We start from the raw sequence: 20475 nt of genomic DNA, 5'->3' as shown, positions 1-20475 counted from the left end.
AATACATCCGCGCCTATGTTATGATATATATATGTTACGTTGTGATGAAAAGGGGGTTATAAACATATGAAAGGTAGAAAATTGAGACACAGACTCACGGCTCTGCTGCTCGCATTTGCAATGATATTTACAGCGGTTGCCGTACAGCCGAACTGTGATGCATTTGCAGCTACGAAGGTAAAGACGCCGGTGGCGACACATGGAAGACTGTCTGTGAAGGGGGCAGATCTGGTGGATGCCAAAGGCAAGAAATTCCAGCTCAGGGGAATCAGCACACACGGTATCAACTGGGATGTGGGATATCCTTATGTGAACAAGGCGGCGTTCAAGACTCTGAGAGACGACTGGGGAGTTAATGCGGTAAGACTTGCCATGTATACATCTGAATACAACGGCTATTGCGCGGGCGGCAGCAAAGCGGCACTTCGAAATCAGATATACAAGGGCGTGAAATATGCGACCGACCTCGGCATGTATGTGATCATCGACTGGCACATACTCAACGACGGGAATCCTATGACACAGGTTGCAGAGGCAAGAAGATTCTTTGCAACTATGGCGAAGAAGTATAAGAAACAGAAAAATATCATTTATGAGATATGCAATGAGCCAAATGGCTGCGACTGGAAGACTGTCAAGCGATATGCGTCCCAGGTCATAAAGGTCATAAGAAAGTATGACAAGAAGGCGATCATCGTAGTGGGAACGCCGACATGGTCCCAGCTCGGTTCGGATGGCACACACAATGAGGTTGCGGATAACCCTATCAAGGGCTACAAGAATATAATGTACTCACTCCATTTCTATGCAAATGAGTGGAGCCACAACCAGTATCTTCCTGCGAAGCTTGCATACGCAAGGAAGAAGGGGATAGCGGTCATAGTCACAGAGTTCGGAATGTCCGCGGCAAGCGGCGATGGAGGCATAAGCAAAGCCTACACCGGCAAATGGCTGACCAGACTCAACAAGGCGAATGTCAGCTATTTCTGCTGGAGTCTCAGCAACAAGAATGAGTCGTGTTCATTGCTTTCGTCTAAGACGAAGAAAACAAGCAGGTGGAAGACTACAGAGCTGTCTGCAGCTGGCAGATACATAAGAGCGAAATACAGAGCCCGCAAGAAGGCTCTCGGAAGCAGGGCGTAACGGGAAGCCGTGAGGAAACCGTGATATTAACAAGCAATAAAAAACAGGCGCTATATAGATCAAAGATCTGTATAGCGCCTGTTCTTGTGTTAATGGTTATATGTGAATTAAGCTACAACTGTTACGTTAGTTGCTCTCTCCTTAGAAGCGTCCTTAGGATCAGCCTCTACGTCAAATGTAACCTTCTGTCCCTCGTTAAGAGTCTTATATCCATCAGAGTTGATTGCTGAAAAATGAACAAATACGTCCTTTCCTGTCTCATCATCTGAGATGAATCCATAACCCTTTTCTCCGTTGAACCACTTAACTGTACCGTTCTTCATCACGAGTACCTCCTAAAAATGAAAATTTGTACTCAATGAAAACACTACAATATACCTTATAGAGAATACTCCAAAGAAAAGCTTACCTTATATAGCAATCGAACCGTTAATCTTGAATACGCTATTATCATATTATGTCATGTTGCATTTGTCAATAAACGATACGACTAAAATTTGCGTTAAGATTTCTCAGTAAAAAGGGTATATGAGCAGTGTAAAAACGATATATATATAAGAGGTATAAAAATGCGGGAGGGTGAAATGAGGAATGCAAAGACGATCATTATAGGGATTGCGTGTGCTATGGCACTTGCTTACATAATATCAGGAATATACGACAAGGCGGTTGGGGGAGATAACACTGACGGATCGGCAAAAAGCGGACGCAATGTGTGTATTTATGATAATGGGGAGTATTCCCTCGTGGATGTGGAAGAGTATACAGCATCGACGCTGGCGGGAATGATGAGTGACAAATGGAGCGATGAAATGCTCAAGGCGGTCGCAGTTGTGGTTAGGACCGGAATCTATTACCAGATGGATGAAAATGACAGAAATTCCGCCACACAGGGGCAGACAAAGAATCTTATAAATGAGTCCCAGCTCCGGGAGATAAGATATACGGAATCGCAGCTCAAGAAGAAATGGGGAGGCGAGTGCTCCGGGATAATGAGAAGGGCGGAGAAGGCGGTGTATGCGACCGGTGGACAGGTTATGAAATACGGTGGAGAGGTAATACTTCCGGCGTATCATATGATAAGTACAGGGCATACTGTGAGTGCACAGGAAATATATGGGCATGACATACCGTATCTCAGGCAGGTGGCAAGTGATGTGGATCAGATGGCGGAGGACTTTTCGACCACTGAGATATACAACGGGGACAGGCTTCAGAAGATATTCAGAAAATGGATAGACGCTGACAATATGACGGATGAGGTCAAGGTTATGACAGCCACAGAATCTGGATTTGCACAGACCATAAATGTATTTGGGAGCGAGCTGGAGGCTGATGTTTTCAAAGAACAACTGGGACTTGCCTCGACGAATATACACATAGATAAGGTTAAGGATGGATACAGGATCATAACGGTGGGCGTTGGAGATTCTCTGGGAATGTCACTGTATGGGGCGTCTGTATTGGCGGAAAATGGAGAGAAGTATGATCAGATCCTCAGGTATTATTATACTGGAATAGAGATTGCAAAATAAAGGTTGATAAAAAATATTTACACATTCAAATCATCTGTATATAAGTGCCAATAAGTGGACATGATACAGATGAGGTGATGAATATGAAGAAATTTTTGGGCGGCATAAAGAAGAATATATTTTATATCTCGCTCATCACAGGCATGGCAGTGCTTGTGACAGTGCTCGGACTTTATAACGCACAGACCAATTCAAATGAGAAGACCATAACAATAGGACAGAATACGCCGAATGACAGTACGACGGAAGCCGATGCGAAGGAAGCTTTGAACGATAAGAAAAATGATAAGAACAGCGGAGTGTCGGATGAAGGTACATCAGAGCAGAAAGATATTGAGACGGATAATACCATAGAGAATTCCACTGCATCCACAGCGGAGAGTGAGAGTGCTGAGACTGGAGCTTCAGGAGTTTCAAATGACAGCCTGCATTACGATCCAAAGGATAGCATATCATGGCCTATAAATGGCAATGTGATAATTCCTTACAGCATGGATACGACAGTGTATTTTGAGACACTCAAGGAATACAAGTGCAGCCCTGCAATGGTAATTGAGGCGCAGACGGGCGATGAGGTCAAGGCTGTATATGAGAGTAAGGTAGCGGAGGTCTCAAGCAACCCAGAGCTGGGCAATTACGTCAAGCTTGAGCTTGGAGACGGCTACACCGTGACACTTGGACAGCTTCAGGATGTGAAGGTTGCACTTGGCGAGCATCTGGATGCCGGCCAGGTAGTGGGAACCGTTGGCGAGCCAAGCAGATTCTACAGCGAGGAAGGAAGCAATCTCTATTTTGCAGTCGAGAAGGACGGCAATCCTGTGGATCCGATGCTGCTTATACAGTAGAGGTAGGGTTGGACAGGTTGCTAATTTGTATCTTTTACGAGGACAACACAGCGTTTTGCGACAATCCCGTGGCGGGATGAAGAAGATAGGCCATATAAACAAAAAAGCCCCACAATATCTAAAATAGATATTGTGGGGCTTTTGCACTATATACTTACGTATATTTTCTTAAATGTGCTTTATAATCCACGGTCTATATTAGCCCATTACAACCTCTACTGAGTGAGTCTTGCCATCGCCAAATGCTGGGATAACGTTGCCCTCGATAGCGTTGCCATCAACGAGTACGCTCTTAACGCCCTTGTTGATGTGAGCTGGGTTAGAAACCTTGATGTCGTATGTAGCACCACGGAACTGACGTGTAGCTGTCATTCCATCCCATGCAGCAGGAATTGATGGATCGATCTTCAGACCATCGAAGTCTGCTGAGATACCAAGGATGTACTGTGATATAGCTACCATGTTCCAAGCAGCAGTACCAGTCAGCCATGAGTTCTTACCCTGACCGAAGTGGTTGCCCGGCTTGCCGATATCAGATCCGGCATCCTTACCACCGATCATCTGGCCGTATACATATGGCTCAGTCTTGTGTATATCTGATGTCTCCTCAGTGAAAGCTGGAGCTATCTCTGAGTAGTACTTAAATGCCTGATCACCGGCACCTGCGTAAGCAGCAGCACAGATGATCCATGCATTGTTATGTGTGAAGATTCCGGCATTCTCCTTGTATCCACCTGGGTATGTAGAAATCTCACCATACTGGATGTAATACTTTGTAAATGCTGGGTTGTTGAGTACAAGTCCGTGCTGTGTATTAAGTCTCTCATCGATTGCAGCAAGAGTCTTCTTGTCGCAGCCCTGATCCTTACCGATGTCTGACATGATAGCGAATCCCTGTGGCTCGATGAAGATCTGACCTTCCTCGCACTCCTTGGATCCCATCTTCTCACCGTTTGCATCGTAAGCTCTGAGGAACCAGTCGCCGTCCCATGCTGACTCCATGATGTTGGCCTTCATCTTGTCAATCTCAGCCTGAGCAGCATCAGCCTCAGCGTCCATTCCAAGGTGCTTAAGGATAGCAACGTAGTTAGGACCTGCATATGTGAAGAGTGTAGCAACCATAACTGACTCAGCAACCTTTGAGTATCCACCCTCAGCAGCGAACTTAGGGTTGGTGTATGTCTGGAAGCTCTCACCTGGTGTATCTGAGAAGCATGAAAGGTTGATACAATCGTTCCAGTCAGCTCTCATTGCAAGTGGAAGTCCGTGTGGTCCAAGGTTGTTCACGATCTTGTAGAATGAAACCTTGAGGTGGTCAAGCATAGGCTTTGCAATTGACATATCGTTGTCATATGGAACCATCTCGTCAAGGATGCCCCAGTCGCCAGTCTCCTTGATATAAGCTGAAACTGAAAGGATCAGCCATAATGGATCATCTGAGAAGTCTCCACCGATATCTGCGTTACCCTTCTTGGTAAGTGGCTGGTACTGATGGTAGCATCCACCGTCTGGGAACTGTGTTGAAGCTATATCGATGATTCTCTCTCTTGCACGATCAGGGATCTGATGAACAAATCCAAGCACATCCTGGTTGGAATCACGGAATCCCATACCACGGCCGATACCTGACTCGAAGTATGAAGCTGAACGTGAAAGGTTGAATGTAACCATACACTGATACTGATTCCAGATGTTGACCATACGGTTAACCTTGTCATCAGGTGTGTTGACGTTGAGAATGCTCAACAGTCTGTTCCAGTGCTCCTTGAGCTCCTCAAGACCTGCAGCAACCTTCTCAGGAGTGTTGTACTTCTCGATCATCTCGAGAGCCTTTACCTTATTGATAGTCTTGCCGTCTGCCTCGAACTTCTGGTCAACAGGCATCTCAACATATCCAAGTATAAATACAAGAGTCTTTGTCTCGCCTGGAGCAAGAGTGATCTTCTTGTAGTGTGAAGCGATAGGCGACCATCCATCAGCAAATGAATCATTTGACTTGCCAGCCTCAACAGCCTGTGGGTTGTGGAAGCCGTTGTAAAGTCCGATGAATGAATCTCTGTCTGTATCGTAACCATCGATCTCGTCATTCACTGTGTAGAATGCGAAGTGGTCACGTCTGTCTCTGTACTCTGTCTTGTGGTAGATAGTTGATCCGACAACCTCTACACGACCTGTACTGAAGTTTCTCTGGAAGTTGGTGCAGTCATCCTGTGCATCCCAGAGACACCACTCCTCAAATGAGAAGAATGAGAATGTCTTCTCCTCTGAGCCTTCATTTGTAAGAACGACCTGCTGAACCTCTCCAGCGTAGTTCTGAGGAACAAAGAAAGTAACCTCAGCCTTAAGGTCATTCTTCTTACCTGTGATGATTGTATATCCCATACCATGACGGCACTGATACTCGTCAAGCTCTGTCTTTACCGGTGACCATCCCGGATTCCATATTGTACCATTGTCGTTGATATAGAAATAACGTCCGCCCATATCTATAGGCACGTTGTTATAACGATATCTTGTGATTCTACGAAGACGAGCGTCCTTGTAGAAGCTGTAACCTCCTGCAGTGTTGGAGATCAGTGAAAAGAAATCCTGTGTTCCAAGGTAGTTGATCCAAGGATAAGGAGTTCTAGGAGATGTGATGACATACTCCTTGTTGGCATCATCAAAATAACCAAATTTCATGTAGCATATACCTTCCTTCCAATGTTTTGTGAAGGCTTCCAGATGGCTATGCCAGCCCCCCTGAAGCCGCTTTTGTATCGACTTGTGCTAAATTCTCCCTTAAAGTCAGCCATACACTCTGATTATATAATAAAAGACTTTAAAACACAACAAAGTTATAGTGAAAATTGCACAATTACTAAATGTATTAATTCCTGTATTTGAGTAATTAATTGATGCTTATGCTGTGTTATACTGTGTAATATCAAAACAGTATAGGAGTTATTTACTATGGGAAAAAATGAAACTAAGAATTATGTAGGCGGAAGCGGAATGGATGATATGGAGCTGGACGAGCGTGATATACAGCTTATGGAGGAGAGCAGAAAAGAAGGCAAAAAGAAGCTGTTTATAGCACTTGGTGCGATCGTGTTAGCAGTGATAGTAGTGGTGATATACATAGTTGTCAGAAAAAATATGACCGGAAAATCAGAGAGCGAGGATCTGATAAAGACCTACATGGAGGGCCTTGAGGAAGCGGATCTTGACAAGGTGGAGAGTGTTATGGATCCTGATACCATAGACAGCGATTCGTCAAAGGATCTGGTCACTGTGTTCCAGACTTATAAGGAAAATAATATAGAATATACAGTCAGCTATACCATGGGTGATGGGCATGTGGCAGAGTCCAGCGATCTGGCGGCAGTCAGCAGCACTGTATATGGAAAGACCCAGAAGGAAGCAGGTATATCAAAGGGTTATGTCATTCCGGTTACCGGAAAGATAATGATGACATTCCAGGGTCAGACTTCACCGTATGATCTGGACATGGATATCATTTGTTATGAGAAGGATGGAGAGTGGTATCTCGGCGGAACAGTTATGACTACGGGAGATACGACTACAGATGATACGACAGAGTAGTCACGAGAAGGACAACTGCTGGATACAGATATTGAATACAGAAACTGAATATATGGACATGGATACATGAACAGACGACAAATGGTGCGGATATTAAATGTAATATTCGCACCATTTGCTGTCTTCTGCCAGTGTGCAGCTATCTCTCTTGATGAGCTTGCACTGGAGCTCAATTCTTGCTACTCCCTTGTGACCGCCCTTGAGTCTGTCCATTAGAAGCTGCAGGGCGAAATGCCCCATGTCCGTCTTGGATATCTCCACTGTGGTCAGCATCGGAGTTGTGTACTGGGCTTCCTCGATACCGTCGCTGGATATGATGGAAGGAGTGTAATACCTGTTCTTGCATTTGGCAAGGTACTTCAGCATCCCTATGGCCGTTATGTCATTGGCACAGTATATTCCGGTTGGGCTCTTGTCGGACTTCATGAAGTGTTCCATGGCCTCAAATCCTTCAACCTCGCTGAGCTTTGTGTTGATGACGTAGTCCGTGTCGATATCAAGTCCATGATCGTGAAGAGTTTCAAGATATCCTTTGTAGCGGGCCTCGTTATTGCAGTTTCCCACATATCCGATATTCTCATGTCCAAGAGATATGAGGTATTCAACCGCTGTTCTGGCAATCTGGCTACCGTTGCAGATGACCTCATCCACCTCGCCATTTGCGGAATCCCTGTTGACATACACTGTGCTGCGATAGCGCTGGCTGAGCTTCTTCAGGGCTGCGCGGTTGCATTTGCCGATGACGATGAGCCCATCGTTGTGGCCATCCGCTTCCTCGCACATCCTGCGGATTACAGAATCCACGTTCTCATACCTGCATCTCCTGTCGTCGGAGAAGATGGACCGATACCATACCTTGGACAGGTTGCATCCGTTCTTGTGAATCTCACTCTCTATGACATGCAGCAGTTCTGTAAAGAATGGGTCCGACGTGGCAGAGTCCATTCTGGTCATGAGCACATTTATATAGTAGGTTTTCTCCACAGTCGCGCCTTTTCCATTCTTGAGCAGGCGGGCAGACTGGTTTGGCGTGTAGTTGAGCTTCATAGCTGCGTTCCAGATCTTATCCCTGAGCCATGCGCGGAGCTCCTTTCTGACCTTTGCATCTATAGCGGCAAATGGCTCATCGAGAAGCAGGAGCTGTGGCTGGGTGGCAAGAGCTCTGGCAAATGCGACCCTCTGACGCTGGCCTCCCGACAACTGCCTTGGGTATCGTTTCTCAAGGCCCTTCAGTCCAACCAGTTCTATCAGCTCCGTTACTCTGTCGCGGATCTCTGACTTTGGGTATTTCTGTATCTTCATTCCAAATGCGATATTGTCATACACTGTCTTGTATCTGAACAGCGCGTAATTCTGGAATACGAAGCCAATCTCCCTCTTGCTGGCGGGAATGTCATTTACTTTTTTGCCATCTATGTATATGTCCCCTGAGTCCGCGGTCTCGAGTTCTGCAAGTATGCGGAGGATAGTGGCCTTGCCGCTTCCACTTGGACCCAGAAGTCCGATGAGCTTTCCTTTCTCAATGGAGAAGCTGACATCATCGGATGCCCTGTAATCTCCAAATGTTTTATTGATGTTTCTGAGCTCTACGTATGAATGTGTATCTGCAGGTGTATTCATATCATATACCTCCCTCTTTATTTCCTCTGTGTTCAAGTATGTTTCTAAGTATCAGTATGATGACTGCCATGATGACCAGTATGGACGACATGGCAAAGGCTCCTGTGAAGTCAAATGCCTGGTATAGCAGCTCGATATAGAGTGGCATGGTGTTGGTGAGTCCTCTGAGATGTCCCGAGAGAACTGACACAGCTCCAAATTCACCCATGGCCCTTGCGGAGCACAGTACAATTCCGTACAGCAGAGCCCAGCGTATGTGGGGGAGTGTGATCTGTGAGAATATCTGTATCCCGAGCTTTTCAAGGTATGGATACAGGAAGCTCTGCCTGCCAAATGTAAGTACGAATATAAGGCCCGCGATGATCGGGGATATGGTAAGCGGCAGATCGATGAGCGTTGATATGATCTTTTTGCCCCGGAAGGTGAATTTGGTTATGAGCCACGCGGCATAAAGTCCGAAAATTGTGTTGACCACCACCGTGATGACCACGACCTTCAAGGTGAGAAGTATTGACTTCACTGCGTAGGTGTCGGATATGGCGGTGACATACTCATTCCATCCGTCCCGGAGCGCCGTCACTATGACATACACCAGTGGGAGCACAAGTGCCACGATGAGGAATATGGCGCACAGACCGATGAGGAGCCATTTGATTATGCCACGGTCGTTTCTTATGTTCATGTTGTTACCTCCCTTCAGTCTATGCCGCTGACTATTCTTGATGTGCGGCTCTGGATAAATGCGTTGACAAGCAGTATGACAAATGCTATCGCAAGCATCACAAGTGCTATCGAGGTTGCACTTGCGTAGTCGTATTCCTGCAACTCTGACATGATGAGCAGAGGGGTTATCTCAGTCTCATATGGAGTGTTGCCCGCTATGAACACGACGCTTCCGTATTCCCCCAGGCTTCTGGCAAATGCCATGGTGAAACCTGCGATCAGTGCCGGAAGTATCTCGGGCAGGATGACACGGAAGAATATCTGGATACGGGAGGCTCCGAACATGGCGGCTGCTTCCTCGTATTCCCTGTCAACCTTTTCGAGAACCGGCTGGACACTTCTCACGACGAATGGTATTCCAATGAACACCAAAGCTATGGTTATACCTATCCGTGTATACGCGATATCTATACCGAATCTGGCAAATATCCTTCCTACCCAGCCGTTCTGTACCGTGAGATGGGTGAGAGCTATGCCTGCAACCGCTGTGGGAAGGGCAAATGGCAGCTCGATGATGCCGTCCATGATTCTCTTTCCCGGGAATTTGTATCTGACAAGAACCCACGCAAGGATGAGCCCCATCACCGCATTTATCAGTGATGCGATAAATGCAGTGGACAAGCTCACGGCGTAGCTTGACAGAACTCTCGGTCTGGTGATGGTCTGCCAGAATTCGGATAGTGACAGTCTGGCTGAGAATACCACCAGAGAGCACAGGGGGATCACCACTATAATTCCGAGGATTGCCATTACTATTCCAAATGACAAACCGAATCCCGGTATGATGCTTTTACTTTTCTTTTTTGCGTGTGTGTGCCGATGTGTCATGTCTCAGTCATTCCTTTCCTGTATGTATTATCTGGATTTCCCGCCAGACTGCCATTTCAAATTAATTCTTTTCCTCGTATATGGAGTCAAAGAGCCCTCCGTCCGCGAAATGCTTTTTGCTGGCCTCTGTCCAGCCTCCGAAGTGTGATATGTCTGTGAGGTCAACATTTGTTATGATCCATTTGCCGTCCTGTGGCAGCTCCGATATGGTGTTGCTCTGTCCCTGATATTCGAACTGCTTCAGGATATCCTGATCTGATGGTCTGTAGTACCACTCTGCCTCAAGCTTCTGTGCCTCGTCGGAATATAGGTAGTTCAGATATTCGGTTGCGACATCCCTTGTGCCTCTCTTGTCAACCACCTCGTCGACTACTGAGACTGTAGGCTGGCACAGTATAGATACGGAAGGAACCACGATCTCGTACTCACCAGGATGCTCATCCAGTGAGAGGAACGCCTCGTTCTCCCATGCGAGAAGCACATCGGCCTGAAGTCCATTTGCCACCTCAAGCGCCTGCTTTCCTGAACCACCGTGTGACTGAACAACTGATACGTCCTGTCCCTTTTCCTCTTTCCAGTGCTTTGCAAATAAATCGTTGTACGCTGCGTATAGCTCTCTGGTTGGGTCGTAGGATACGTTCGTTATCTCAATAGCGCCCGCTGAGTCAGATGAGCTGCCGGTTGAGTTAGATGCTGCGCTCACACCGCATCCTGACAGAACTCCAATTCCAAGTGCTGTGACTGCGAGTAATGTTGCCAATTGTTTCTTCATAATCTTCTTCCTCTCTTTCTTTAATTTCCCGTTTTCATATCGGGTATGTATGCAATATATGCTTGTAAATGCTGGAAATCAAAAGAAAAGAGTGAAAACGTTGTCACATGGAAAAACATAGAAAAACAGCACGTCAGGTTGTCCTGGCGTGCTGCCTTATTGAACTTTTCGGTATTATTTCTTCTTCATACCTGAAATTATGATTATCACAAACGAGATTAGAATGGTCGCAAGCACTGTTATAAGGATTATGAGCTGAAGGTTATGTACCTTACTCTTACTCTTATCAGTGGAAGCGTAGCTGCCCACGGTGAGTGTGCTCTTTTCTGTTGTGACCTCAGTGGTTGTCTCGGTTGTGGTACGCTCTATCGTGGATATCTCAGTTGTGGTCGCCTCGGTCGTCACAGGGGTAAATGTATTTCTATACTCTGTGGTGACCTCGGTCGTACTTGCCGTTGTCGCCTCGGTTGTGGCTCTGGTAGTTGTCTGTGTGGTTGCGGAAGTCTCCTTCTTGGACACTGTAAATGTTGTCACAGCATCTCCGGTCTTGGATCTGATGGTTATGGTGTGGCTTCCGACCGAGAGGGATTCAAGATAGCTCGTCTTGAGCTCGATTATGATGCTTCCCTCTTTCTTGTTGTAATATGAAGGGTCAAGTTCCTTGTCATCTATGAGGACACAGACAAAGTCAGCGTACTCAGCGTTCGATCTGAACTTGATAGTGTTCTTGCTGGCCTTGCTCCATTTGCTTCCCTTGCCGCCGATGATCTCGGGTGCTGCCTTGTCGATGACTGTGTCAGCCTTGCTTATCTCCTTTGTACAGCCCTTGTTGCTGAAATATTTCTTGCAGGCTGAGCAATACCAGTATTCTATATTGCCCTTGCTGGAGGTGGTTGCTGCTACATAATCAGTCTTCTTAAGGTCTGTGTGGTTCGTTGTGCTGAGTTTGCCGTAGCTCTTGCCGCACACAGAGCACACTGCCTTCTTCTGGCAGGTTGCGGTTCCGCCGGAGCAGTCCTGGATGACCTTATATCCACAGCCCTTGTTCTTGCACTTGCGGGAATGGGTTTTGCCGTTGCCATCACTTGTCCAGTTGCCGAGGTCGTGGCTGCTCTTGCCCTCTACGACGATCTCACCGCAGTAGCGGCATTTCTGAGGTGTCGTGCAGTCACCGTCGTCGGTTTCTGCGGTGTGTTTCTTGTTTACTGTTACAGTCAATTTGGTTTCATTTCCCGCCTTGTCGGATACGATGATGGTCTGCTCACCATCTGTGGCTTCCAGAGCAAGTGAGTGATCGTCGTCAAGGGATTTCTCCTCGCCGTTCACTGTGACCTTTGCCAGATGGGATTCCTTCACGGTCATCACGGCTGACAGGCAGTAAGTCTCTCCGTCGGCGATTCCTGTGACCTTTGGCGCGTGTGTGTCGATGATGAAGCCATCTGTGGATAAGTATGTTGTTTTGCCGTCCTCTGATGAAAGCTTTGCGTATACAACATATTTGCCCTCGTCCTTTATGGAAAATGCTTTCTTATACTCGGTAAATGTTGCTGCACCCAGATCGTCCGATGACAGAGCTGAGTCGCTTATCAGGTAGCCGACTGTGATGGAAGGGTCGGAGTTGTTGTCACAGGTGATGGTAACCTTCTGGGTCTTGTTGTAATACTGCTCAAATGATGATACATCCTGGAGACCGTTCCAGTTCTTATCGCCCATGCTGATGGTGCCTGTAGGAGCAGAGTCTGATTTCCACATCGCATAAAATACCAGGTTTCTTTTAGCCGATGAGTCATCAGTATCGGAATACTCATATCCGTTATCTGCCGCCTTCTCAAAGGAAGAGGTGTATATGATGTTCACGGTCTTGCCTGATCCGTCGGACTTCGTGTTCCAGCCCTTGAACTCATAGTCCTCACGGGTCGGTGGGTAGTCGTTCAGTGCCACGCCATATCCTGATCCTGCTACATCAAAGTCATATGTTCCGCTGTCCGCATCTCCGAGCTTGCCTCCATTTGCATTCAGTGTGAAGGTGAGCCCTGAACCGGAGAAGCTGTCCTTGGTGTACATCGCTGTCAGCTTTATACGGTTTGTAGACTGGAAGTATGATGTGTCAATGCTGGTGACCTTTGTCTTGTCATTGTACCATCCTGTGAATGTAAAGCCGTCTTTCTCCGGCTTGTACTTTGACAGGTCAACAGTCGTAAATTCTGCTGATGGGCTGCTTATCACAGTGGAAGTCTCCCCTGATAACTGTCCTCCTGCTGCATCCAACTCCAGATAGTATGTGTCTGGATCGTCGGTATCTTCTGCAAATGCTGTGAAGCATGTCATACAGAACATTGCCGCGAAAACCAGTAAAAATCTAAGTATTTTTTTCATAGAATCCCTCCTTGCATATGGTATTATAATAATTTTATTATACTGGGGGGAGAAAAACAACGAGACAGGGGAAAAATTAATAATATGAAAGAACGGCCTCCGCCGAGAGACCGTTCCATAGAAAATGTCATGTTTTATGCCATTGTGAATATTCTTTCTTTTACTGTCTTGGACTCGCCTGGAGCAAGCTCTGTGTAGCCTGTGATCTCCGGTGCTCCTGAGAGATTTGGAGCGTCAATATTCCAGCTCATTGGCTCAGGACAGAAGTAACCCTTGTCGCCGTGATCGTTCCACATGATCCAGAACTTCATTGTGTCGTCAACCTCATAGCAGACCTTCTTGCCTGTGGCAACATCAGTTGCGTATACTCCGTAGAAAGGCTTGCCGTCCAGCTCGTTCATCTCCGCTGTGTAGAGATCGTTGTCGATGTCCTTCAGAACAGGTACCATGGTTCCGTTCTTGTACTGGAGATCGTAATCTGTTATAGGAAGGTTCTTCTCTGTAGGGATAGCGTGCTCATCAAGCTCCCATTTGTCTCCAACAGGTACACAGAGACGTACATCCTCGCCCTTTCCTGTGCTTGTGAAAGGCCCCTTGAATGCAACGTGGTTACATACGCCGTATGGCATCTGCTTGTCGGAGAGGTTGGTGAGTGTGAACTCGTAGTGCATACCGTCCGGAGCAAGAGTGAATGTGAAGTCTGCTCTAAAGCTCACAGGGTATGTAGTGAAAAACTCATCCTTCTCATCATATACATATGAAGTCTTGCCGATGGCCTTGTCTCCATCCACTGACACGCTCTCTATGCTGTGGTTTCTGAGATGAAGGAAACCGTGGAGATGGTTGCCGAGAGGATCATTGCATGGGAAATGATACATGGCATCGGAGGTTCTTAAGTTGCCGTGTGACAGTCTGTTAGGGAGATACAGGGTAGGCATTCCGTAGATCTCTGCTGCTGCTTTGAGCTGTGCAGGAGTCAGGGAAGGATCGTTCCTGAATATATCAATATCCAGAGCTGTGTTCTCCATCTTCATAATGTTGCTCCCGTTAAATGGTGCGATCAGTGCACGGTAATCGCCTGATATAAGTTCAATACAAGTCTCGCCCTTGTAGTCTATTGTACGTGCTGTAGTGTTCATCGTGTTCTCCTCTTCTATAAATATGTTGTGTTTGAGTTGTATGCTGAAATCCGCAAAAACATTGAACTTTCCTATGTGAAATAGTAACACGGAAAAAATTGTATGGCAACAATGAGGTTCACAAAACGCGGCGTTCTTGATTATTTTATCATTAATTGCTATACTATCATAGGATATTTTGCGAAAGACATGAAAGTTAGTTAATTCGGAGGTCGAAGGTGACTAAGAATAATAACACTGATTATAGAAAAAAGATATACAGACAGCGGCATCACCGCAGAATGAAACTCGTCGAGAGCGGAATAGGAGTGGTCGTCGCAGTCATAATGATATTTGCGCTTGGACAGGGCAACCTGAAAAAGAATGTGAACGGCCAGGAGGAGTTCCAGCCTGAGAGCGGAACATCGGCAGATATAAGTGAGAGCAGCACTCAGGATATGTCATACAGTGACACGGAGGGGGCTGCACAGCAGTATCTGGCAACTGCGGAGGATGCGGCCATTCCGGATCAGCGAAATGGTCAGTATGTACAATTTGTCAATTACACCAACCCTGATGTGAGCGGCAAGGGAGCGGACAAATATGACAGCAATATATACATGCCGGCGAATGCCACGGATGACCAGTATTTCTCGACATCTCTGCTCATAGGTGATTCCAGAGCCGAGGCGCTGGGACTGTACAGCGGTGTAGACAACTGGGATATGTGTGTGGCGAAGAATCTGGACATAGAGAAGGTCGCTAATACCAAGATGTTCACCTGCGATTCAGGAGAACAGTGTACGGTTGTCGAGATGCTTGGCATGAAGAGCTATGAGAATATATACATTTCATTTGGGCTTGAGGAGCTTTCGTGGTATAACGAGCGGTACATGTTGGCCTACAAGACTTTACTGGATCAGATCTCCCAGTTACAGCCTGCGGCAAATGTATATGTGATGTCAGTACTTCCTGTATCGGCGGAGCTTTCATCAAAAGACCAGGTGTATAACAACCCGGGTGTGGACAAGCTCAATTCTCTCATGCAGGAGATGTGTGGCAGCTACGACCAGGTGATCTATCTCGATGTGGCTCACAGCGTGTCTGTGGATGGTGTTCTGCCGGAGGATGCGGGAATAGATGGCAAACATTGTAATAAGAAATATTGTCTCAAGATGATGGACTACATCAGAAAGAACGTGTATGTCAGAAGATAGTGGAGACGGAGGCATATGATAAAAAGAATAATATATTTGTTTGCATGCTGTCTGGTGATCTGTTCGCTTGCGGGATGCGCAGGAAATGGAGACGACGAGGCAGATATGCCGGATGTGCACTCTCTGGCTGATATGCTCATGCAGAACGTGAAGTTTGAGGATTCCGTGGAGGAGGTCTCCTCTGAGACGGCGCTCAGATATTATGGTATAGACAGCGTTCAGGTGCAGGACAGTGCAGTGTACATGTCAACGGGAGCCACCGCCGAGGAGCTCGCAGTATTTCAGGCGTCGTCAACGGTCGATGCCCAGGGCATACTGGCGGACATGAAGAAAAGACGCGACTCACAGTTGCAGATGTACCTTGATTACAAATCGTCGGAGACCGCCAGACTTGATGATGCGGTTCTGTATGTGCATGATACATTTGTGGTATACATGGTGTCCGATGACAGCGAAACGGCACAGGGAATAATAAGTGATTATCTGGAATGATCTTCCGGGTGATCATTTTTTTTGTCTGCATTTCCTTGTGTAACACCGGGACAGATCATTCATATTATAGTAATAAATCCGCTGTCAATAAAATAAGATAAATAAAGAGCGCTGTATGCGGTTGTAATTTTATGCACTGGCATGTATTATTATGTATAATGTATACAATATACAAAATACGAACAATTGACAGCTTGAGATATCAGCACTGTGGTGCGTTGCGCCACAGTGACTGAAAGTGGCTGAAAATGAGTTGAAGGTCAATAGAGAAAGAGGTATAGACATGGCAAAACAGAATTGGAAACCAGGAAATATGTTGTATCCGGTTCCGGCAGTTATGGTGAGCTGCCAGAGACCGGGAGAGAAGCCAAACATAGTGACGATAGCGTGGGCCGGTACCATATGCAGCGATCCTGCAATGGTGTCCATATCGGTGCGTCCGGAGAGATATTCCTACGACATAATCAAGGAGACAGGAGAATTTACCATAAATCTCGTCACCGAGAAACTGGCATTTGCAACTGATTATTGTGGTGTGAAGTCAGGAAGAGACGTGGATAAATTCAAGGAGATGAACCTCCATGCATGTGACGGCGTGAATGTGTCATGCCCGGCTATAGAGGAGAGTCCGGTGAACGTAGAGTGCAAGGTAAAGCAGGTAGTTGAGCTTGGATCCCACCACATGTTTATCGCTGAGGTGGTCGGAGTCCAGATAAGTGATGAATACATGGATAAGACCGGCAAATTCAACCTCAACAGCACGGGACTTGTCGCATATTCACATGGAGAGTATTTTGCACTTGGCGACAAACTCGGCAAATTTGGATATTCTGTTAGAAAAAAGTGATCGCAGGCTGAAAAGCTGCAGAGGAAATGTCACGGACAGGAGAGAAAATGGAAATATCATTAAAGGCATATGGAAAGATAAACCTCGGTCTCGACGTGGTCAGGAGACGCGAGGATGGATATCATGAGGTGAAAATGATCATGCAGACGGTCGATCTGTGGGATGAACTGACATTTTGCGATGTCACCACAGACGAGATCGTTATAACATCGGATTCGTCGGAGCTGCCGGATGTGAAGGATAACATCATATACAAGGCGTGCCGGATGATGAAGGATATATATGGAATAGACAAGGGCGTTCATGTAACCGTGGATAAACACATACCGGTTGCAGCCGGAATGGCAGGGGGAAGCGCTGATGCAGCGGCAGCCCTCAAGGCGATGAATATGCTGTTTGGACTGAACCTTTCCGATGAACAGCTCATGGAACATGGAGTGAAGCTCGGCGCAGATGTGCCTTACTGTATCATGCAGGGTACGGCACTCTCGGAGGGAATAGGAGAGATCCTTACACCACTTCCACCTATGCCGGACTGCCTGATCGTCATAGCGAAGCCGGCGATCGGAGTGTCCACAAAATGGGTATACCAGAACCTGAAGGTGGATCTGCTGGAGGAGCATCCAGATATCGATGGCATGGCGGATGCACTCAAGACCGGAGATCTGAAGGGAATAACAGACAGAATGGCAAATGTGCTCGAGACGGTTACGATACCTGCAAATCCTGTGATAGATTCAGTCAAGAAGCTCATAGCGGAGAACGACTCCATGGGAGTGCTCATGAGTGGCAGTGGGCCGACAGTGTTCGGAATATATGACAACAGGGATAAAGAACTGGCACAAAGGGTAGTAGATATGCTGCGTGAAAAGGACGAGATACAGGCTGCGTATGCCGTCAGCCCGTATAACATAAGAAGAGGTATGTGATGGATCTTAGATTGAATATGGATGAGTACCTGCCCCTTCGAGAGGTAGTGTTTAAGACTTTGAGGAATGCTATAGTTCACGGTGAGTTTGAGCCGGGGGAGAGACTTATGGAGGTCACTCTTGCGAAGAGGCTTGGCGTAAGCCGTACCCCTGTCAGGGAGGCCATGAGAATGCTTGAGCTTGAAGGGCTTGTGGTCATGATCCCGAGAAGGGGAGCAGAGGTTGCCAGGATAACGGCAAAGGATCTGAGCGATGCGCTTGAGATCAGGATGGCGCTTGAGGATCTTGCGGCAGGGCTTGCCTGCAAAAGGATAGACGACGAGGGAAAAGAGCGGTTGAAGCAGTCCTATGCCGACTTCAAGAAAGCGGTAAGCTCCAAGATAATCCCGGAGATAGTAGATGCGGATGTTGCATTTCACAATACTATAATGGACATGACGAACAATCCGAGACTGATCAGCATGTCCCAGAGTCTTCGTGAGCAGGTGTACAGATACCGCGTGGAGTATGTAAAGGATTTCAGCTATCACGACAAGCTTATAGCGGAGCATGAGGCTCTCATGAATGCGATAATAGCCAGGGATGAAGAGAAAGCCAAGGAGATAACCCGTATACATATATACGATCAGGAACAGATCGTGATCACAAATGTTGTCAAAGCACAGAAATAACAATATGCATAATAATAAATACCTGTATAAGAGGCGGAATGCGTGAAAACGTGTTCTGCCTTTTTACGTGTATGTCTGAATAAAAACTCATCCGTTGGACAAGATAGATTACAGAAGATAAACGGTATGTTGGAGGTGTTTACGGCGGACGATGGCTTCAATCAGTAAAAAAATAGACGAAAACATCACACAAATTGAGACAATATTCGGTAACTGGAGCGATATCGTGGAGCGAAGGTTTGATCTGGACCGCTGTGCCTGGGGAGATGATCCGGCAATATACGTGGTGTATATAGATGGACTGTGCGATCATGAGTTGATTGAGAACACATTAATAAAACCAATAACCTGGGAATGGCGGAATAAAGACACGGCAGATCTGTGGGAGCATATAATCTCCTGCGAGGGTCAGACGGCGGATTATACCCAGGAAAGTGACATTGACAACGTTGTCAGGGCGGTTCTCAGGGGGGATACGGCTATATTTGTATCCGGGAGCGATCAGGCAATAGTAGTGTCATCGAAACATTTCCCTGTGAGAGGTATAGAGGAAAGCTCCACCGAGGGAGGAATGAGAGGGCCGAGGGACAGCTTCAATGAGAACTTTAGGACATCCACAGCTCTGATAAGGAGAAGGATCAAGGACGTACATCTGAAGCTGGAACAGGGGACAATGGGCGTCAGATCCAGAACAGAGTACGGGATATTCTATATGGAAGATATAGCGGAGCCTGAGCTGGTACAGCAGATAAGGGACACCATCGATAAGTATGAGATAGATGCGGTGTTTGACAGCGGTATGGCAGAACATCTGATGGAGAAGAAATGGCAGGAGATATTTCCGATATACCAGGCGACCACAAGACCTGACAAGGCGGCCGCGGCTCTGGTGGAGGGCAGGGTTGTCGTTGTGTTTGACAATTCCCCTGAGGTCATAATTGCTCCAGCCACCATCAACACTCTGTTTCAGACGGCGGACGATTATTATAACAGATGGCCGGTGGCGACATTTGCCAGAATGATAAGGTATGTGGCAGCGTTCATTGCGGTGGGACTACCGGGACTTTATATTGCGATCACCTGTTATCACAGGGAGCTGATACCCGACAAGCTTCTGTATGCGATAGCCGATGCGAGAAGCCAGCTATCGTTCCCCGTTGTAGTTGAAGTGCTGATAATGGAGCTTTTGTTTGAATTGCTCCGGGAGGCCGGGATACGACTGCCGAGCCAGCTTGGAAATACGATAGGAGTGGTTGGCGGTCTGATAGTTGGTCAGTCAGCCGTGGAGGCGGGGATAGTCAGCACCATGGTTGTGATAGTTGTGGCACTCACGGCTATAGCTTCATTTGCTATTCCGAATGAGGCGTTTGCGTCTGTTTTCAGATTGCTTAAGTTTGTAATTATAATCACCAGCGCACTTTATGGAATACTTGGATTTATCCTTGCGATGCTGGTTCTCGTGTTTCATCTTGCATCCCTGGACAGCTTTGGCGTGCCGTATATGTCCCCTGTCGTGACCTGTGGATACACTGGCGAGGGATATAAGGACTTTGTTGTCCGCGTGCCTATAAAGAAAATGATCAACAGACCTAAATGGAGCAATCCTGACGAGCGGTGCAGGTTGGTCAGAAAGAGAAAATAGATATGAATGATAAATATAATGTGACGTTTTCTGCCTTTTTTAAGATGGCTTTGCTTGTTTTGCCAGGGATGATAACTTTTGTAGCTACATTAATACCCTCATATTTTGGAAGAAATTGCCTGATTTTGTCAC

18 protein-coding genes and 1 pseudogene are annotated in these 20475 nt (G+C 46.7%); 10 read left to right on the top strand and 9 right to left on the bottom strand.

Features of this window, described 5'->3' with window-relative positions; genetic code table 11:
• The first annotated feature begins 66 nt into the window (after positions 1-66).
• Positions 67-1143, top strand: coding sequence for a glycoside hydrolase family 5 protein (locus tag OCV54_RS01020; RefSeq protein WP_015534470.1), 1077 nt, complete (start codon positions 67-69; stop codon positions 1141-1143).
• Between the two features lie 107 nt (positions 1144-1250).
• On the opposite strand, the gene OCV54_RS01015 is transcribed toward OCV54_RS01020, so the two are convergent.
• On the bottom strand, positions 1251-1466 hold the full coding sequence (locus OCV54_RS01015; protein WP_015534471.1) for a cold-shock protein: 216 nt from the start codon (positions 1464-1466) through the stop codon (positions 1251-1253).
• 261 nt (positions 1467-1727) lie between these two features.
• Here OCV54_RS01015 and OCV54_RS01010 point away from each other — a divergent pair, with 261 nt between their 5' ends.
• On the top strand, positions 1728-2678 hold the full coding sequence (locus tag OCV54_RS01010; protein ID WP_238051646.1) for a SpoIID/LytB domain-containing protein: 951 nt from the start codon (positions 1728-1730) through the stop codon (positions 2676-2678).
• 83 nt (positions 2679-2761) lie between these two features.
• Positions 2762-3523 carry a M23 family metallopeptidase gene (locus tag OCV54_RS01005; RefSeq protein WP_055222348.1) on the top strand — a complete coding sequence of 254 codons (762 nt, stop codon included), beginning with the start codon at positions 2762-2764 and terminating at the stop codon, positions 3521-3523.
• Between the two features lie 198 nt (positions 3524-3721).
• On the opposite strand, the gene OCV54_RS01000 is transcribed toward OCV54_RS01005, so the two are convergent.
• Positions 3722-6205, bottom strand: coding sequence for a glycoside hydrolase family 94 protein (locus OCV54_RS01000; RefSeq protein WP_015534474.1), 2484 nt, complete (start codon positions 6203-6205; stop codon positions 3722-3724).
• A 270-nt stretch (positions 6206-6475) separates the two neighbouring features.
• On the opposite strand from OCV54_RS01000, the gene OCV54_RS00995 reads away from it, so the two are divergent.
• Positions 6476-7108 carry a hypothetical protein gene (locus OCV54_RS00995; RefSeq protein ID WP_015534475.1) on the top strand — a complete coding sequence of 211 codons (633 nt, stop codon included), beginning with the start codon at positions 6476-6478 and terminating at the stop codon, positions 7106-7108.
• A gap of 93 nt (positions 7109-7201) precedes the next feature.
• Here the strand turns inward: OCV54_RS00995 and OCV54_RS14790 are convergent, their stop codons facing one another.
• From OCV54_RS14790 to OCV54_RS00960, 7 genes and pseudogenes are all read right to left on the bottom strand, one after another.
• On the bottom strand, positions 7202-8155 hold the full coding sequence (locus tag OCV54_RS14790; protein ID WP_172678730.1) for a LacI family DNA-binding transcriptional regulator: 954 nt from the start codon (positions 8153-8155) through the stop codon (positions 7202-7204).
• Between the two features lie 12 nt (positions 8156-8167).
• Positions 8168-8728: pseudogene (locus tag OCV54_RS14785) on the bottom strand (sulfate/molybdate ABC transporter ATP-binding protein); the annotation flags it as partial.
• A 1-nt stretch (position 8729) separates the two neighbouring features.
• A complete protein-coding gene (locus tag OCV54_RS00980) occupies positions 8730-9410 on the bottom strand; it encodes an ABC transporter permease family protein (RefSeq protein WP_055222347.1) in 681 nt (226 codons plus the stop codon).
• Positions 9411-9424: 14 nt separating this feature from the next.
• Positions 9425-10279 (bottom strand): sulfate ABC transporter permease subunit CysT, encoded by an 855-nt coding sequence (gene cysT, locus OCV54_RS00975; RefSeq protein WP_055222346.1) that lies wholly within the window; start codon positions 10277-10279, stop codon positions 9425-9427.
• A 61-nt stretch (positions 10280-10340) separates the two neighbouring features.
• Positions 10341-11051 carry a substrate-binding domain-containing protein gene (locus OCV54_RS00970; protein ID WP_015534478.1) on the bottom strand — a complete coding sequence of 237 codons (711 nt, stop codon included), beginning with the start codon at positions 11049-11051 and terminating at the stop codon, positions 10341-10343.
• A 174-nt stretch (positions 11052-11225) separates the two neighbouring features.
• The gene (locus OCV54_RS00965; protein ID WP_055222345.1) at positions 11226-13427 is read right to left on the bottom strand and encodes an InlB B-repeat-containing protein; all 2202 of its coding nucleotides are present in this window, start codon (positions 13425-13427) and stop codon (positions 11226-11228) included.
• A gap of 134 nt (positions 13428-13561) precedes the next feature.
• Entirely contained in the window at positions 13562-14566 is a 1005-nt protein-coding gene (locus OCV54_RS00960) for an aldose 1-epimerase (RefSeq protein ID WP_055222344.1), read from the bottom strand.
• 218 nt (positions 14567-14784) lie between these two features.
• On the opposite strand from OCV54_RS00960, the gene OCV54_RS00955 reads away from it, so the two are divergent.
• The 6 genes from OCV54_RS00955 (at position 14785) to OCV54_RS00930 (ending at position 20343) form a co-directional block, all read left to right on the top strand.
• A complete protein-coding gene (locus OCV54_RS00955; protein ID WP_055222343.1) occupies positions 14785-15762 on the top strand; it encodes an SGNH/GDSL hydrolase family protein in 978 nt (325 codons plus the stop codon).
• A gap of 15 nt (positions 15763-15777) precedes the next feature.
• A complete protein-coding gene (locus OCV54_RS00950; protein WP_055222342.1) occupies positions 15778-16254 on the top strand; it encodes a DUF4358 domain-containing protein in 477 nt (158 codons plus the stop codon).
• Between the two features lie 283 nt (positions 16255-16537).
• Entirely contained in the window at positions 16538-17101 is a 564-nt protein-coding gene (locus OCV54_RS00945; RefSeq protein ID WP_015534482.1) for a flavin reductase family protein, read from the top strand.
• Between the two features lie 47 nt (positions 17102-17148).
• Positions 17149-18030, top strand: coding sequence for a 4-(cytidine 5'-diphospho)-2-C-methyl-D-erythritol kinase (ispE, locus tag OCV54_RS00940; RefSeq protein ID WP_022217339.1), 882 nt, complete (start codon positions 17149-17151; stop codon positions 18028-18030).
• The gene (locus tag OCV54_RS00935) at positions 18030-18701 is read left to right on the top strand and encodes a GntR family transcriptional regulator (protein WP_055222341.1); all 672 of its coding nucleotides are present in this window, start codon (positions 18030-18032) and stop codon (positions 18699-18701) included. The genes ispE and OCV54_RS00935 overlap by 1 nt, the downstream gene beginning before the upstream one ends.
• A 151-nt stretch (positions 18702-18852) precedes the next feature.
• On the top strand, positions 18853-20343 hold the full coding sequence (locus OCV54_RS00930; RefSeq protein WP_055222340.1) for a spore germination protein: 1491 nt from the start codon (positions 18853-18855) through the stop codon (positions 20341-20343).
• Positions 20344-20475 lie beyond the last annotated feature (132 nt).

The sequence above is a fragment of the Coprococcus aceti genome, from assembly GCF_025567285.1.
Taxonomy (GTDB): Bacteria; Bacillota; Clostridia; order Lachnospirales; family Lachnospiraceae; genus Coprococcus; species Coprococcus aceti.
The sequence above is the reverse complement of the archived record's forward strand: the minus strand, read 5'-3'. Positions and strand labels throughout refer to the sequence as shown.

Excerpts from the sequence above, each read along its gene's own strand:
- OCV54_RS01020 (WP_015534470.1), top strand. The coding sequence starts at position 67 with ATGAAAGGTAGAAAATTGAGACACAGACTCACGGCTCTGCTGCTCGCA.
- OCV54_RS01015 (WP_015534471.1), bottom strand. The coding sequence starts at position 1,466 with ATGAAGAACGGTACAGTTAAGTGGTTCAACGGAGAAAAGGGTTATGGA.
- OCV54_RS01010 (WP_238051646.1), top strand. The coding sequence starts at position 1,728 with ATGAGGAATGCAAAGACGATCATTATAGGGATTGCGTGTGCTATGGCA.
- OCV54_RS01005 (WP_055222348.1), top strand. The coding sequence starts at position 2,762 with ATGAAGAAATTTTTGGGCGGCATAAAGAAGAATATATTTTATATCTCG.
- OCV54_RS01000 (WP_015534474.1), bottom strand. The coding sequence starts at position 6,205 with ATGAAATTTGGTTATTTTGATGATGCCAACAAGGAGTATGTCATCACA.
- OCV54_RS00995 (WP_015534475.1), top strand. The coding sequence starts at position 6,476 with ATGGGAAAAAATGAAACTAAGAATTATGTAGGCGGAAGCGGAATGGAT.
- OCV54_RS14790 (WP_172678730.1), bottom strand. The coding sequence starts at position 8,155 with ATGAAGCTCAACTACACGCCAAACCAGTCTGCCCGCCTGCTCAAGAAT.
- OCV54_RS00980 (WP_055222347.1), bottom strand. The coding sequence starts at position 9,410 with ATGAACATAAGAAACGACCGTGGCATAATCAAATGGCTCCTCATCGGT.
- cysT (WP_055222346.1), bottom strand. The coding sequence starts at position 10,279 with ATGACACATCGGCACACACACGCAAAAAAGAAAAGTAAAAGCATCATA.
- OCV54_RS00970 (WP_015534478.1), bottom strand. The coding sequence starts at position 11,051 with ATGAAGAAACAATTGGCAACATTACTCGCAGTCACAGCACTTGGAATT.
- OCV54_RS00965 (WP_055222345.1), bottom strand. The coding sequence starts at position 13,427 with ATGAAAAAAATACTTAGATTTTTACTGGTTTTCGCGGCAATGTTCTGT.
- OCV54_RS00960 (WP_055222344.1), bottom strand. The coding sequence starts at position 14,566 with ATGAACACTACAGCACGTACAATAGACTACAAGGGCGAGACTTGTATT.
- OCV54_RS00950 (WP_055222342.1), top strand. The coding sequence starts at position 15,778 with ATGATAAAAAGAATAATATATTTGTTTGCATGCTGTCTGGTGATCTGT.
- OCV54_RS00945 (WP_015534482.1), top strand. The coding sequence starts at position 16,538 with ATGGCAAAACAGAATTGGAAACCAGGAAATATGTTGTATCCGGTTCCG.
- ispE (WP_022217339.1), top strand. The coding sequence starts at position 17,149 with ATGGAAATATCATTAAAGGCATATGGAAAGATAAACCTCGGTCTCGAC.
- OCV54_RS00935 (WP_055222341.1), top strand. The coding sequence starts at position 18,030 with ATGGATCTTAGATTGAATATGGATGAGTACCTGCCCCTTCGAGAGGTA.
- OCV54_RS00930 (WP_055222340.1), top strand. The coding sequence starts at position 18,853 with ATGGCTTCAATCAGTAAAAAAATAGACGAAAACATCACACAAATTGAG.